Source organism: Rickettsia sp. MAE-05 (genome assembly GCF_057319745.1).
This window is the reverse complement of the sequence record NZ_JBLTIO010000003.1, coordinates 20,618-35,744: the sequence shown is the minus strand read 5'-3', so window position 1 is coordinate 35,744 and position 15,127 is coordinate 20,618. Positions and strand designations below refer to the sequence as shown.

Below are 15,127 nucleotides of genomic sequence, written 5' to 3'. Positions count from 1 at the left end.
TGCTTTCGCAGGAATGACATCAAGCCGTTTTTTGAGCCATGCAACAATACTGGCTTGACCATGGGATCTTGTGCCACAAATTGTATCCTAAGATCCCACGATCAAGTTAGCTAGGATGACATATACAAGAACTGGATTCCCCGCCACAGCTGTCCGAAGTTGAAAAATAAGTAGAGTAGTGATAAAATAATTTCTATTTTTAGTAGGAGTTATATATGGTAGTAAGATATTCAGAATTGTTATCAAAAATACCGGACAGTTTATTTGAGTCAGTTGGAGCAGAATATGGTCGTGCCTCCGTATTGCAGTTTAGAGTAAATAGTCTATAATCCTCAAACAGTAATAAGAGAGAATTATAGTTAAGGAGTTATGGCAAAAATAGATGTTAAGTGTAGATATTGTAACAACACAGAAGAAGTAATAAAGTCAGGATATTCAATTTCAAAACAACAGAGATATCAATGCAAGCGGTGTAATCGATATTTTCAATTGGAGTATATTAATAATGCATCTAAGCCTGGAGTTAAGGAGCAAATAGTAGAAATGTCAATCAACGGCTCTGGAGTTAGAGATACAGTAAGAGTATTAAAAGTGGGTATCAATACAGTTATCCGTGTTTTAAAAAAATCTAGTATTAAAAACAATAAATCATTCTATCAGTACAACAGAAGTAATTATTGCTCCTGAGATAGATGAACAATGGTCTTATGTACAGAATAAATCCAGACAACGATGGCTTTGGTATGCCTTGGATAAGATTTCGTTAAAAGTAGTTGCTTATACGTTTGGTACAAGATGTGATAGCACATTAGAATCATTACTGAAAAAACTAGAGAATTTCAAGGTGACTTTTTACTATACAGATGGATGGGGGAGTTATGCTAGGTTATTAGACCCTAAAAAGCATATTATCAGTAAAAAATACACTCAACGGATAGAACGAAGTAACTTGAACCTTAGAACGAGATGCAAGAGGCTTGCACGTAAGACAATCTGCTTTTCCAAGTCATTGGATATTCATGATAAGGTTATTGGTACTCTTATTGAACGTATAGCTTTTTAATAGGCGTAACTGCAATATGGAGGCATGACCAATTATTTGATTCTACTTTGGTAACGCTGTCGAGTAAATTGTTAAAATGCGGTTTTAAGACCTCAACAGGAAGTAAGCATCAGATAAAATTTAGTGTAGGATTTGACTCTCTACCGTCTAGCGTACGTTTTGGTGATAAAGCTAGTGATAATAGTGAGGATGTAGCCCTTAAAGCCGCTATAGAAGAGGCAAGTTTATCAAAGGAAGATATAGTTGTATTTGATAGAGGGATAAGCGCACGTAAAACATTTCAAGAGTTTAAGCAAGCAGGGATAAAGTTTGTTACCCGTTTAAATGATAAGGTTAATTACAAGATAATAAAGTCTAATGAGCAAGAGGCGGAAGCAGGTTTAGAAGCAGATAGAGATTTGGATATATTAGGAGATTATATAGTAAATCTACGAAGCAGAGATATACATTGGATTAAAGAAGAATTTCGATTAATTAAAACAAAACACCGGATTAATGGGAAAGAGTTTGTATTTTTAACGAATCTAACAGAACTAAGTGCTGTTGAGATAACAGATATTTATAAGATGAGATGGGATATAGAAGTATTTTTTAAGTTTATCAAACAACACCTAAATGCTAAGCATTTTCTTCTAGAGATATAAATGGTATTAAGGTAGTGTTTTATATAATATTAATAGCGGCTTTACTTATTCTAACTTTTAAAAAGCTAAATAATATTGATAGTTTCAAGTTAGCTAGAAAAAGATTTGTTGAACAACTACGAAGAGCTATTACTTATGATATTATACTTTTATACCAGCACGACCCATCCAAGTTCAAGAATTCCTTTGTTTTCTAGGCTTCCTCGAACTTCGGACAGTTGTGATTCCCCGCGGGAATGACATAAAACGCTCCACGCAAGCAATGCCTCTCGCAATGACGATACATATCAACTACGTATATTCTTTTTCTTTATTATTTTTGATTTAGCTTTTGTAGTAGATTTATTATTAGAGGCAAGTTTGATTGAAGGTTTAGGGACTATAGGCTTAATATTAAAATGCTGATCTAGTAGCCCCATCATTTTTTGATCACGAGATGCAGCACTTTTGCCTCCTGTAACAACGGCAATCAATGATTTACCATTCCTAGAAGCAGTAGTTACTAAATTATAACCTGCCGGTGTATGAAAACCTGTTTTCATACCTTCTGCACCTTGATAATTTTTAGTAACCCTATTATGTCCGTTTACTATGTTTCCACGAAATACAAAACTGGTTTTAGCAAATAACGGATAATATTTAGGATAATCTCTTTTTAAGGCCATAGCAAGTTTAGCCATATCTCTTGCGGTAGTTTGCTGCAATGGATCGTGCCAGCCTGAGGCGTTTTTAAAATAGGTATTCTTCATACCGAGCTGTTTAGCTTTAACATTCATTAAATGAGCAAAAGCTTTTTCTGAACCTTTCATGCCCTCAGCAACCGTTACAGCAGCATCATTAGCGGATTTTATGATTAATCCATTAATTGCTTCTCGAACGGTTATAGTTTCCCCTGCTTTTAAACCCAGTTTACAAGGCGGCATTTTTGAAGCTTTTGTTGATACAAGTAATTTTTTATCTAAAGGCAATTTACCGGCTTCAATTGCTTCAAACATTAAGTATAGAGTCATTAGCTTAGTTAAAGAAGCGGGATAAATCCGAATTTGTGAATTATGGGCCTGCAATACTTTGCCGCTTTTTGCATCAATTACTAAACTAGTTTGAACAGGAGGTTTGGGAGTATTTTTTACAGCTTTCTTCGCTTCGCTTATGGGAGCAAAGAAAAATGTTGCAATAAAAATATAAGGTAATAAAAATTTACTAAACATTTTAAATAAATAAAATATTATTCAAATTAAATCAAGTGGGATTTTTCATCATTGCTCAATAAGTATAGATTTCGTCATTGCGAGGAGCGAAGCATTGTTGCAATCTTATGAAATAATAACAAACTCCTGAGATTGCTTCGTCAATTTACTATTGTAAATTTCCTCGCAATGACGTTAAAAACAAAACTTACTACACCTTAACCTTCTTATTAAGATACATTAATATAAACAAAGCAGGCAAGGCTAAAATTATAGTAAAGATGAAAAAACCATCCCAACCCATCATATTTACAAGTTTTCCGGCATAAATAGTGACAGTATTGTTACATAAACTACTAGCACTACTAAGTAAAGCATATTGTGTTGCAGAATATTTTTTATTACATAAATTGCCTATATATCCGACTAAAGCAGTAGCCCCCATAGCAGCAGCAAAATTCTCTATAGTAATAGCAATTAATAAAGCTTCAAAAGAAGGAGGTTGGTGATTAAGCCAAATAAATGCAAAATGCGTTAGGCTTTGAGCAATACCGGTAATAATCAAACCTTTAAAATTCCCTACCCTATACATTACAATACCACCGGCAAAGCCTCCGACTAAGGTCGCAATCAACCCGTAAAGTTTAGCTATTATTGCTATTTCGCCTTTTGTATAACCAAGCTCTATATAAAACGGTGAAGCAACCGCTCCAAGCATAGCATCGCCTAATTTAAAAAATATTACCGCAAGTAAAATAGTTACGGCAAATTCTCTTTTGAAAAAATCCTTGAAAGGATTAATTACTGTAGAAATCCATGAAGTAATAGAAGTAATATTAATTTTTTCTCTTACTAATTCTTTTTCTTTTACGGTTATTATAAATATCGTTGCAACAGCAAATATTATAGCTATAACAAAGAAAGTTAGTTGCCAATTATTTCCGGTTATTTCTGCAAGATACAAAGCACCTGCCCCTGTAATAAGCATACCGATTCGATAACCGAATACGGCAGTTGCACTAGCAATAGTTTGAGTTTCCTGATCAAACTTATCTATACGCAACGCATCAACAGCAATATCGAACGTGCTGGATAAAAAGCCTAATACTATAGTCAAAAAATATAAAGAAGTTAAAGAAACTTCAGGATTTTCCTTGCTCATAGCAATTAGCACTAAAACCATTAAAGAGCTACATAATATAAGCCAGCTTTTTCGATGTCCCCACCTACTTAAAAAAGGTATTTTAAAATTATCGACTAACGGTGACCAAAATACTTTTAACGAATATGATAATCTTGCAGCCGCAAAAGTAGTAATAACGGCGATATCTATACCGGATTCTTTTAACCATACCGAAAGAGTAGAAAAAATTATAACCAGCGGCATACCGCTAACTATTCCTAAAATAAATATTTCAAATAATCGATAGTCTTTAAAAATCTTGGCAATGAGCATTGAGGTGTTCCTTGATAGAAAAGCGTCATTGTGCGGTTTGCATTTTTTTGTCATTGCGAGGAAGGACATAGTCCCGACGTGGCAATCTTGTCAAGCATCCTGAGATTGCTTCGTCAATTACTTCGTAATTTCCTCGCAATGACGATTTAAGCCACACAATAATAGTTAATAAAAATTAAGAAATATAAACTATTTATTTTATAAATCAACCGTTCTCCCTTAACTCCTTATTATACAACCTATAATATTCATCTTTATTCTTAAGCAATTGAGTGTGAGTACCCTGCTCACAAATCTCACCGTTTTTCATGACGATAATATTATCAAGGTCGGTAATACTACTTAAACGATGCGTAATAATTAAAGTGGTTTTTCCTTGGCGTAATTTCTTTAAAGATTCTAGAATTTTCTGTTCGGAAGCTTGGTCTAAGCTACTTGTTGCTTCATCCCAAATTAAAATAGGTACGTCTTTTAAGAAAGCTCTAGCAATAGCTAAACGCTGACGCTGACCGCCTGAAAGAGTTGTCCCCTGCACTCCTATTTGTGTGTCGTAACCGTTCGGCAGATGTATAATAAACTCATGAGCATCTGCATATTTCGCTGCTTCAATTATTTCTTCTCTTGTAGCGTTTTCCTGACCGTATGCTATATTTTCGGCAACGCTTGTATCAAATAAATGAGTATCTTGAGTAACTAAGGAAATCTGACCTCTAAGCATCGTCAGCTTAATATCTTTAATATCATGATTATTAATTAAAATTCTTCCTTCATTTGGATCATAAAAACGCACTAATAAATTACTAAGGGACGTCTTACCGCTACCTGAACGCCCAACAAACGCAATCATTTTATGAGGCTCTAGCTTTAAATCTATGTATTTTATAGCTACTTTACTTTCAAAACTTAAAGATAGTTTTTCAAAAGTAATTTGTGGATTATATAAATCTACTTCTTTAGCATCTTCATGATCTTTAATAAGAGGTTCGGTATCCAAAATACTAAATACCCTCTTAGCTGCGGCTATTCCTTCCTGCAAATTAATATTTAACGATACCAAACTTTTAAACGGTCTATAAGCTGCAGCAAAAGCAGCTAAAAAAGCAAATAATGCACCGGGTGTTGTTTTACCCTCAAGAACTAGATTACCTCCGTACCAGACCATCCCTCCGACTGCAAGACCGCTTAAACCCTCCATAATCGGTGAAACCATCGCATCTAGCTTAGATGTTTTTTTGTAGAACTCTAAAATATTATTAATAATCAACGACGCTCTATTACTTTCTATTTTTTCGCCTACAAAAGATTTAATAATCTTAATTGACTGAAATGTTTCATCAAGCCTAGAAGTATAATGTCCAAGCTCCTCTTGTGATTGTGAAAATATTTTTCTTATCTTTCTACCCATCCTTTGCACCGGATAAACAGCCAAAGGGAACACAAGAAAAACTACGCAAGATAATAGCGGTTCTAAATGAAACATAGTTATTATTAAACATACTACAGTTAGGAAATGTTTAGCACATCCGACAAGTAAATTAGAAACAGCCCCACGCATCAAAGAAATATCATTAGTAAAACGAGATATTAAACGTCCTGAAGATTGGTTTTGAATAAAAGAAATATCGGCAAGTAACAAATGCTCATACATTTTTATCTGCAAATCATTTAGTACCCTCTGCCCAACAAATTTTATTAGATAATTCTGATAATACTCTGAAATTCCTTTTATAAAAAAAGTTACAGTAAGCACTATAGGCATTATTATAAGCATTTTCTTATCATGCGTTAAAAAAATCTTATCAATAATAGGTCTAACCGCATGTACAATCACTGCCGTACAAAGTGCTGCAATAACCATGCAAAATATCGAAAAATATATTTTATTTGCGTAAGGTTTCACATGATCTTTTATCAGCCTTTTTATAACATCTGTGGCTGTATAACTATCATTTAAATTATTATTACTCATTCTCGTTAAAAATATTAAATTGATGATGTGATTGATTAGGTATCGGCATTTTCAAATGCTCAAAAGCGGCAATCGTGATTACCCTACCTCTAGGAGTTCTTTGTAATAAACCTATCTGTATAAGATAAGGCTCTATGGTTTCTTCAAGTGCGTCACGCTGTTCAGAAAGGGCTGCTGCAATCGTTTCAATTCCGACAGGACCGCCGTTATAATTATCCGCTATGAATTTCAAATAACGATAATCATTACTATCAAGTCCTATGCGATCAACTTCCAAACGATTTAACCCAAAATCAGAAATTTCTTTATCTACTCTTGATTTACCGTCAACTGCTGCAAAATCTCTTATACGACGAAGCAATCTTAATGCAATTCTTGGCGTTCCTCTACTTCTTTTTGCTATCTCTTCCGAACCTGAATCGGTCAAATCAATATCAAATAATTTACTCGCTCTATTTAGAACTTTCTTCAATTCTTCAGTATTATAAAAATTAAGCCGCATAGGAATACCGAACCTATCACGCAAAGGATTACTAAGCAGCCCAAGGCGTGTAGTAGCCCCGATTAAGGTAAATTTCGGCAAGGTTATTTTCACTGACCTTGCGGCAGGTCCTTCACCGATAATTATATCAAGCTCAAAATCCTCCATAGCAGGATATAAAACCTCTTCAACCGCAGTATTTAAGCGGTGGATTTCATCAATAAATAATACGTCGTTCTTTTCAAGATTGGTAAGAATAGCAGCAAGATCAGCTGCTTTAAGTATAGCAGGACCGGAGGTGGATTTGAAATTACCGCCGATTTCATTAGAGATAATCTTAGCAAGCGTAGTCTTACCAAGACCGGGCGGACCGTAAAATAAAGTATGGTCAAGATGCTCATTTCGAGATTTTGCAGCTTTAATAAATACAGAGAGATTTTCTTTAATCTGCTGTTGACCGACAAATTCTTGCAAATATGACGGTCTTATCGGCAATTCTTGATCATTTTCACTTTTTTCAGGCGATAATATATTAGTCATTTTATGTCATTCCTAGCTAAAAGCGGGAATCCATTAATTAAAAGATATATAAATATAATGACTAATAATAGCTAAAAAATAGTTTTATGCTATAAATTATTTTAAGATTCTATATCACTTGATTTATTTATTATATTAGATAAATCCCCAATACAAGATGCGATGTAACTAGTTATATCAGTAGGCACAAATAAACCATCAGCATATACCTCTTTTGCAATTCCCACCATCTCAAAAAAATGCTCGTTAATATATTTATCTGCGTTTTCTAGAATAAAGTTTGCATCATTTACTTTTAACTTTTCTAACTCTTCTATAACACTATCTTTATTTAACTTTTGATATAATTTTAAGTAACTATGAATTGTACCCATATGCAAATCGTTAGGCATTTCAGACCAATCTTTTAAAACTTGTGCTACTTCTTCTAAAATACTCTGATTTTTATCGGTTCTCTTCTTAATTTGACTTGTGCATGCTTTTTTTTCTTCTTTCTCTTGCTGTGACATATCATTTGGACCCGTAAACAAGCAATTAAGAAGAGCTTTATTATTTTCTATAGAAGTTAATAATTTTGCTTTTAATTCATTACTTATTTCTCTACCTAAAAAAAACTCAAGTTCATTAATTTTGCTATGTTTGATTGCTTCACAAAAAATATCTATATCGCTATTGTTTAGAGTAAGACCGGTCAAACCTAAAGCGTTTAGATTCATTTTTGGTATCGCTTTCAATAATTCTATTTTATTTTTTTCTGTTATACCGTTGTGTGATAGTAATGATGCTGAATTCCATACAGAACTTTCAATCTTTAGCGTTTTTACAGTATCATCTCCTTTTAAAGTTTTTAGTAAATCTTCCAAATGATTGGGTAATACCTCATCATTGATATTTAATGTAGCCGGGTCTTTTTCTAGTTCCGCAATTAACTTATTAGCATTTATACTTGCTAAAAATATTTTTAATTTTGACATAATTTTACCTATTAATTTTAATGATATTTTTTTTGAATATGTATTATATATCAAAATTAAATAAAAGTAAAGGAAATGTTAATAAATTAATATTTAATTTAAAGACCGACATTTCGGTTTTTTAAGGCTGTTTTGATTAACTCATCAATAGAAATTTCGGGGTTTTGGATAATGATGCCTTGAACGGCATTTTGAGCTTCAAATCTAGAAAATCCTAGATTTACTAGAGCTTTTATTACTTCATTACTTGCGACGGGCGTGATATTCTTAATATTCAAGCTATCTTTAATAATAGCTGAACCGCTGGATATTTTCGCTACTTTACCTTTCAGCTCTAACACTATACGCTCAGCAAGCTTAGCCCCGACGCCGGATATTGCTTTAAATATATTTTTATCTTCATTATTTATAGCAATTTGAATATCTGAAGGTGTAAGGCTTGATAAGATAGATAAAGCCATTCTTGTACCTATACCGTTTACTGATTGTAACAAATTAAAAAAATTTTTCTCTTCTAGAGTCAGAAAACCGTAAAGATGAATATGCTCCTCTCTAACATGGGTTTCGATAAATAGTTTATAAAACTCACCTTCAGCAAGTTTACCTAAAGTTTTACCTGAAGCATAAACAAGATACCCTACCCCATTTACGTCAATTATAATGTAATCATCGCCTTGGGAATCAATCTTACCTCTTAATTTACCGATCATATAATTTATTTCTTCTTTTTCTTACTTCTACTATATATTAAAATTAGTGCCGGTAAAGCGGTAATAATTGCTGCTAAAATGTAATGAATAACAAGCGGTCTATCCATCATATGACACTGCCCATCATTAGGAATAGTTTGAGCCAAAACCATATAAGCAACTATTATTGTTACTACTATATATAAAACGGTAAAAAATAAATATTTTATAAAATTTTTCATGTCTCTTACAATATATTTTATTAGAAAATATTTTTTAATAACTTATACACTTCAGAATCATTACGCTTGCCAACCAATATCACGTAAATTGTAGTTTCATTAAAACGATAAATTATTCTATATTCTCCAATATCGCATCTATAGAAATCGGGATAGCCTACTAATAATTTACTATCATGTGGTACTGGAGTATTCATTAAAGAGAGAATCTTGTTTTTAATTTGACGCTGATGCTTTTCGGGATAACGTTCTAATATTTTTATTACCCTTTTTTCTAAAATTATTTCTTTCATTAGCCTTTAAGAAATTTTTCTGATTCTTTTGCTGATAACCATTCCGGCTGTTTTGTAATATTTGTTGCTGCTTTCCCCCAATAATCATCTTCAAGTTTAGTAAAATATTCATAGTCTACTAAAACAACGGTAGGTCTGCCTTGCTTATTAATGACTATTGGCTCTCGTAGTGCTTGATCAATGATTTTTCCGGGATTTTTATTTAACTCAGTTGCAGATATATTCATATATTTTACGTATTATATTTAATATACCTATAATACTATCTCAAAGGAGTTTATAAGTCAATGAGCGGAGCGTATATTAAACGTTCAGCATCATTGAGCTTATAAAACGACATAACAAATTTTTAAAGTTCTATGTTAGTATACCTATAATAACTCTGATTCTTGTTGCCTTTACTCTCTAGTATCCCCTGCTCTAAACCATATAACAAATCTCTACTAGCCGTTGCCGTAGAAATATTTTTATGTATATTAGTATAATCTTTTCTAGAAAACCATTTATCTATTAAATTAACCTTAGCAAATTCAATTCTATATAATGGAGTACTTGCCTCATATGTTATATTATTACTATATAATCTTAATGCTGCAACTATTTTATCAAGCATAAACTCGATAAACAAAGTTGACTCGCCAAGTTTATCACATTTGCTTAAGACCCTATAATATTCGCTTTGATTATTTCTTATCAAACTTTCAACGGAAATATATTCAAAAATTTTATTAGTTCGCATTAGTAGCAACTGCTGCCATAACCTACCGATTCGCCCGTTACCGTCTGAAAAAGGATGGATAAATTCAAACTCATAGTGAAATATACAAGCTTTAATTATTCCGGAAGTACTATCATTTTGATTTATAAACTCAAATAAATCCTGCATTAATAAGGATACACGACTTGCCGGAGGTGCAAAATGTACAATCTCTGTGCCTTTAAATATAGCGGCGTTACCTTTACGCCACTTTCCGTTATCTCCTACTAATCCTTGCATTAATATCTCATGTGCTTTTAATAACGATTCAACCGAAAAAGGATTAAATATAGTCAGATCATTATATAATTTTATAGCATTATTTACTTCTAAAATATCTTTTTCAGGTGCAAGTACACGCTTACCATTTATTATATCGGTTATCTGCTCTACGCTTAAACTATTTCCCTCAATTGCTAAAGAAGAGTGGATGGTTTTAATTTGATTATTTTTACGAAGTTTTATAGGCTGAGAATAAAGCTTGCTACCGGCTAAAATACCAAGCTCATAAGAAATATCTTGTAGTAATACCAAGATTGTATTAGTTATCTGAAAAGGCGGTCTGTTACTCATTATATGATAGTATCATATGATACTATCATTGTCTACGAAGAAAACTGTTTTAATTATTCTGAGCTAAAGTACTATGATTTGCTAATTTTGCTCACCCTGCAAAAATTAATAACATAGTTTAGAGGTTAGAATCCCATATGGCTAGCCACATAGGACATCTAGTCAAATATTAGGTGAGAAATCCTTATTTTAATAAGCTATTCAGAGGTTCGACAAAATTTTACAATTTTAGAGATATTTTCAAAATTTTTTATAAAATACTATATTAGTCCTTGATTTATTAAGGATTTCTATCGCTTATGGTTCGCATTACGTCCCATATCCCCTGCCACATAGTACATCTAATCAAATATTATTGAGAAATCCTTATTTTAATCAACTATTCAGAGGTTCGACAAAATTTTACAATTTTAGAGATATTTTCAAAATTTTTTATAAAATACTATATTAGTCTTTGATTTATTAAAGATTTCTATCGCTTATGGTTCGCATTATGTACCATACTCATGCCATCGAGGACAACCTGAACATAACAAATTATATGAATAAAACTTTGCTTTGTTTAGATAAATCATCTACCTCAATATCCTCAATCACTGCGGTTTTACGGTTTTTTAGTTCAACAATATCATCTGCTGCTTTTTTAGGACCGATTATAATTTGATGAGGTGAGCCGATAAGGTCGTGTGTTGCGAATTTACTGCCCGGGCGTGCTTCGGTATCGTCATATAACACTTCAATATTCTGATCTGATAGCTCTTTATAAGCTTTTGCCGCAAGCTCTACACATTTACTATCATGGATATTCAAATTAATTAAAGATACTTTAAAAGGAGCAACGCTAGAAGGCCATATGATACCTTTCTCATCGCAATTTGCTTCTATAACAGCTGCAACTAGCCTTGAAATACCTATGCCGTAAGAACTCATTTCTACGGGAGTTAGTTTACCGTGTTCATCATTAATAAGAGCATTCATATTAACCGAATATTTTGAGCCGATATAAAAAATATGCCCGACTTCTATTCCTTTACTGCTAGTTATTTCTTGTTCGGATATAGGCAATTTATTCAAATCATGCTTTTCTTCGGCTGCTGCGTACCAGCTTTTAATTTCCTCTACATCAATATTAGGATTATCTTTTAAAGTCTTAAATCTTTTATCATAATAAATAGTGCTTTCACCGGTTTCGGCAATAATATGAAACTCATGGCTTAAATTGCCGCCGATCGGACCGTTATCGGCAATAACCGGGATAGCAAACACCCCTAAATCCCTGAAAGTATTAATATAAGCCTTATACATTTGGTTATAGGTCTTAACGGCATTTTCTTCGTTAATATCAAAAGAATAAGCATCTTTCATAAGAAACTCCCGACCTCTCATAACACCGAAACGGGGTCTAATCTCATCACGAAACTTCCATTGGATATGATAAAGATTTTTCGGCAAATCCTTATATGACTTAATATTATGACGGAAAATATCCGTAATCATATCTTCATTAGTAGGACCAAATAGTAAAGTATTATCGTGACGATCTTGAAATTTCAGCATTTCCTTACCGTAATTATCAAAACGTCCCGATTCCATCCATAAATGTGCCGGTTGAATGCAAGGCATTAAAACTTCTAAAGCTCCCGCTTTATTCATGTTTGAGCGTACTATATTCTCGATATTCTTAAGTACTTTCAAGCCGAGCGGAAGCCATGTATAAATACCTGCCGCTTGCTGCCTAATCATTCCACTTCTAAGCATTAATTTATGCGAAGTTACTTGAGCTTCACTTGGCTCTTCCTTTAAAACAGGTAAAAAATATTTTGATAATAACATAGAATTTTTTTAGTTTAATGTATTTTGCCGTCATTGCGAGAAGGCATTGCCTGCGTGGGTGCCTAATCGTCATTGCAAGGAAAAACTGTAAGTTTTGACGAAGCAATCTCATGCCAAAGTCCTGAGATTGCCACGTCGCTTCGCTCCTCGCAATGACGCTACGGGTTACCTTTTAGCAGTAAGATTCAAAAACTCCTGGCGATATTTCTGCTGTTCGGCAAATATACCCGTATAATGCATAGTGTTCATAACGCTATTATCTTGCATCACCCCACGCATCGACATACAACTATGCAGGGCAGAAATCTTAACGGCAACGCCAAGTGGCTTTAAATTCTCCTGTACGCTTTCTGCTATTTGTACCGTCATTTTTTCTTGAATTTGTAACCTTCTAGCAAAAATATTTACTATTCGTGCTAGCTTACTTATGCCGACAATACAATTATCAGGAATATAAGCTATATGTACCGTACCGTTAAAAGGTAACATATGATGTTCGCAAAAAGAGGTAAATTTTATGCCTTCCAACGAGATAAAGTCCTGAAAATTACAAGTATCGTAAAATTTAGTACTTAATATCTCAGCTATATCTTTTTCATAACCGGAAAATATCTCTTCATAGCTATTAATTACTCTCTCGGGAGTTTTAAGTAACCCTTCTCTATTTGGATCTTCACCGATAAATTTTAGTAACGTTCTTACCGCTTCTTTAGCTTCTTCTCTAGTTGGTTTACTCATGTTCTAGTTTTATACTTTTTAAAAACATTGTTTTACCACAAATATAAACAAACATCAAGCCGCCTACTATAGCAATAAGCCCTCCCCCGCCCATCATTCCCATTAATAGCTTAGCTGACATCGGCATTACACTATTTGGGTCTTTCCGCATAACCCCATAACCACCGGCGAATGCTAGCCCGAGTATGTGCAGAATCTGCCCGAATGTTAGGAGGTAGAATGTAAAATTGATAATATTGTCATTGCGAGGAGGCACAAAGTGCCGACGTGGCAATCTCGGGAGTTTTTGTATTACTTCATGAGATTGCCACGCTCCTTTCAGTCGCTCGCAATAACGTTGATGCCCCTCAATACCCAAATAACTATACCCCATACAAGCAATGCTAATCCCTACTATAGAGCCGTGATAATGTGCAGGAATTACTACATTTATACCGGTGATGTTCATGGCAATAAGCCCCCCAAGTAGGAATAAAGTAATAGAACACAGGAGGGTGGTTTTAGTGATATCGTCATTGCGAGAAAATTGCATAGCAATTGACGAAGCAATCTCAGCAAACATCCTGAGATTGCCACGCTCCTTACAGTCGCTCGCAATGACGGTACAGTGACATACCCCCTCACCCCCCATACCGACCAAACATAAAACAGGAGCAATGCCGCCTAGATATTTCATATGATTTGTATAGAATTCTTTAAATGCTCTATCGATAATGTCATAAAACGCATGACCAAATATTGCAATAATGCCAAAAATAAAATTCAAATAAAGTAAGAACAGATAAAATTTTTGGAATTTTAATTCTCTGCCTATTAGCTTCTGAAATAAGACAATCCAAATAAATATTAATATTTGAGTATATATAAATTGTAATAAATGACCTCCGCTCCAAAAAAGTAATTCATAATAAAATTCTATCTCGATTGGAATAATTTGAATGATATTTTGTAAGCCTTTATAAGACAATCCAAAACAAACAAAGCTTAAAATAAACATTATAATAGTCGATAATATAGTAAAATTAACTAGATTATTTAAGTTCGTCCAATCGAAGAAATATAAAATATTTATAGCGTATAATAAAAGCGTAACGCCAAATAAGCTTAACCCCAAAATAAAGACGATATTTTCAAGCATCGGTATATAATTATTCATCACCGGATTATGCCCCGCTATTGGAGAAATAGCGATTAGAAGAGTAGCTAGAAAAGCGAGTTTAGGGTAAAGACGAAACACGTCATTGCGAGCGAACGTAGAGAGCGTGGCAATCTCATGAAGCAGTGCAAAATTCCTAAGATTGCCGCGTCGAGGCTTTGCCTCTCCTCGCAATGACGTTTCACACCCCCAAACACTAGCTGTAACGGACAATAACCAAATCAATACCGATAAATTAACATGAATAATTAAAGCAGATTTGAAAATATGCGGATTTGGGAAAAAATCAGCTAATTGAGGAGTACGTAATACTACCAAAATAACCGAATATAAACCCGCAAACCCTAAGGATAAAATACCAAGCTTACGCCAAGAAATGGTTAAGCTATTATTTTGTGAGTGATTAGTAGAATTCATAAACTACAGGTAAATATTAAATATAATCTACAAATAGCTTACGGTATCTAAATAAGCAATATTTTTTATTTGATTTGGAAACTAACATAAGCTATTAATAAGTCAATCACGAGTT

The 15,127-nt window shown here is 33.5% G+C and carries 15 protein-coding genes and 1 pseudogene; 3 read left to right on the top strand and 13 right to left on the bottom strand.

What is annotated here, in order from left to right; genetic code table 11:
• The first annotated feature begins 369 nt into the window (after positions 1–369).
• The 3 genes and pseudogenes from ACNFN7_RS06235 (at position 370) to ACNFN7_RS06225 (ending at position 1,904) form a co-directional block, all read left to right on the top strand.
• Positions 370–1,063 (top strand): annotated as a pseudogene (locus tag ACNFN7_RS06235) (IS1 family transposase).
• A gap of 47 nt (positions 1,064–1,110) precedes the next feature.
• The gene (locus ACNFN7_RS06230) at positions 1,111–1,707 is read left to right on the top strand and encodes a transposase (protein ID WP_485441286.1); all 597 of its coding nucleotides are present in this window, start codon (positions 1,111–1,113) and stop codon (positions 1,705–1,707) included.
• Between the two features lie 14 nt (positions 1,708–1,721).
• A complete protein-coding gene (locus tag ACNFN7_RS06225) occupies positions 1,722–1,904 on the top strand; it encodes a hypothetical protein (RefSeq protein ID WP_485441285.1) in 183 nt (60 codons plus the stop codon).
• A 90-nt stretch (positions 1,905–1,994) separates the two neighbouring features.
• Here the strand turns inward: ACNFN7_RS06225 and ACNFN7_RS06220 are convergent, their stop codons facing one another.
• The 13 genes from ACNFN7_RS06220 to ACNFN7_RS06160 all read right to left on the bottom strand — a co-directional run bounded on the left by ACNFN7_RS06220 (position 1,995) and on the right by ACNFN7_RS06160 (position 15,012).
• Entirely contained in the window at positions 1,995–2,915 is a 921-nt protein-coding gene (locus ACNFN7_RS06220; RefSeq protein ID WP_485441284.1) for a D-alanyl-D-alanine carboxypeptidase family protein, read from the bottom strand.
• Between the two features lie 190 nt (positions 2,916–3,105).
• The gene (locus ACNFN7_RS06215; protein ID WP_485441283.1) at positions 3,106–4,350 is read right to left on the bottom strand and encodes an AmpG family muropeptide MFS transporter; all 1,245 of its coding nucleotides are present in this window, start codon (positions 4,348–4,350) and stop codon (positions 3,106–3,108) included.
• A 205-nt stretch (positions 4,351–4,555) separates the two neighbouring features.
• Positions 4,556–6,319 (bottom strand): ABC transporter ATP-binding protein, encoded by a 1,764-nt coding sequence (locus tag ACNFN7_RS06210; protein ID WP_485441282.1) that lies wholly within the window; start codon positions 6,317–6,319, stop codon positions 4,556–4,558.
• Positions 6,312–7,340 carry a Holliday junction branch migration DNA helicase RuvB gene (gene ruvB / locus ACNFN7_RS06205; RefSeq protein WP_485441281.1) on the bottom strand — a complete coding sequence of 343 codons (1,029 nt, stop codon included), beginning with the start codon at positions 7,338–7,340 and terminating at the stop codon, positions 6,312–6,314. The genes ACNFN7_RS06210 and ruvB overlap by 8 nt, the downstream gene beginning before the upstream one ends.
• A 101-nt stretch (positions 7,341–7,441) precedes the next feature.
• A complete protein-coding gene (locus ACNFN7_RS06200) occupies positions 7,442–8,314 on the bottom strand; it encodes a hypothetical protein (protein ID WP_485441280.1) in 873 nt (290 codons plus the stop codon).
• Positions 8,315–8,412: 98 nt separating this feature from the next.
• A complete protein-coding gene (ruvA, locus tag ACNFN7_RS06195; protein ID WP_485441279.1) occupies positions 8,413–9,024 on the bottom strand; it encodes a Holliday junction branch migration protein RuvA in 612 nt (203 codons plus the stop codon).
• Between the two features lie 5 nt (positions 9,025–9,029).
• Complete coding sequence (locus tag ACNFN7_RS06190) at positions 9,030–9,245, bottom strand: hypothetical protein (protein ID WP_041078059.1); 216 nt, start codon at positions 9,243–9,245, stop codon at positions 9,030–9,032.
• 20 nt (positions 9,246–9,265) lie between these two features.
• Entirely contained in the window at positions 9,266–9,538 is a 273-nt protein-coding gene (locus ACNFN7_RS06185; protein WP_485441278.1) for a type II toxin-antitoxin system RelE family toxin, read from the bottom strand.
• Positions 9,538–9,765 (bottom strand): type II toxin-antitoxin system Phd/YefM family antitoxin, encoded by a 228-nt coding sequence (locus tag ACNFN7_RS06180; RefSeq protein ID WP_011270931.1) that lies wholly within the window; start codon positions 9,763–9,765, stop codon positions 9,538–9,540. Before ACNFN7_RS06180 ends, ACNFN7_RS06185 begins: the two co-directional genes overlap by 1 nt.
• Positions 9,766–9,887: 122 nt before the next feature.
• A complete protein-coding gene (locus ACNFN7_RS06175) occupies positions 9,888–10,868 on the bottom strand; it encodes a Fic family protein (protein WP_485441277.1) in 981 nt (326 codons plus the stop codon).
• A 537-nt stretch (positions 10,869–11,405) separates the two neighbouring features.
• On the bottom strand, positions 11,406–12,701 hold the full coding sequence (proS, locus tag ACNFN7_RS06170) for a proline--tRNA ligase (protein WP_485441276.1): 1,296 nt from the start codon (positions 12,699–12,701) through the stop codon (positions 11,406–11,408).
• A 165-nt stretch (positions 12,702–12,866) separates the two neighbouring features.
• Positions 12,867–13,439 (bottom strand): GTP cyclohydrolase I FolE, encoded by a 573-nt coding sequence (gene folE, locus ACNFN7_RS06165; protein ID WP_485441275.1) that lies wholly within the window; start codon positions 13,437–13,439, stop codon positions 12,867–12,869.
• Positions 13,432–15,012 (bottom strand): cbb3-type cytochrome c oxidase subunit I, encoded by a 1,581-nt coding sequence (locus tag ACNFN7_RS06160; RefSeq protein ID WP_485441274.1) that lies wholly within the window; start codon positions 15,010–15,012, stop codon positions 13,432–13,434. The genes folE and ACNFN7_RS06160 overlap by 8 nt, the downstream gene beginning before the upstream one ends.
• Between the last annotated feature and the right edge of the window lie 115 nt (positions 15,013–15,127).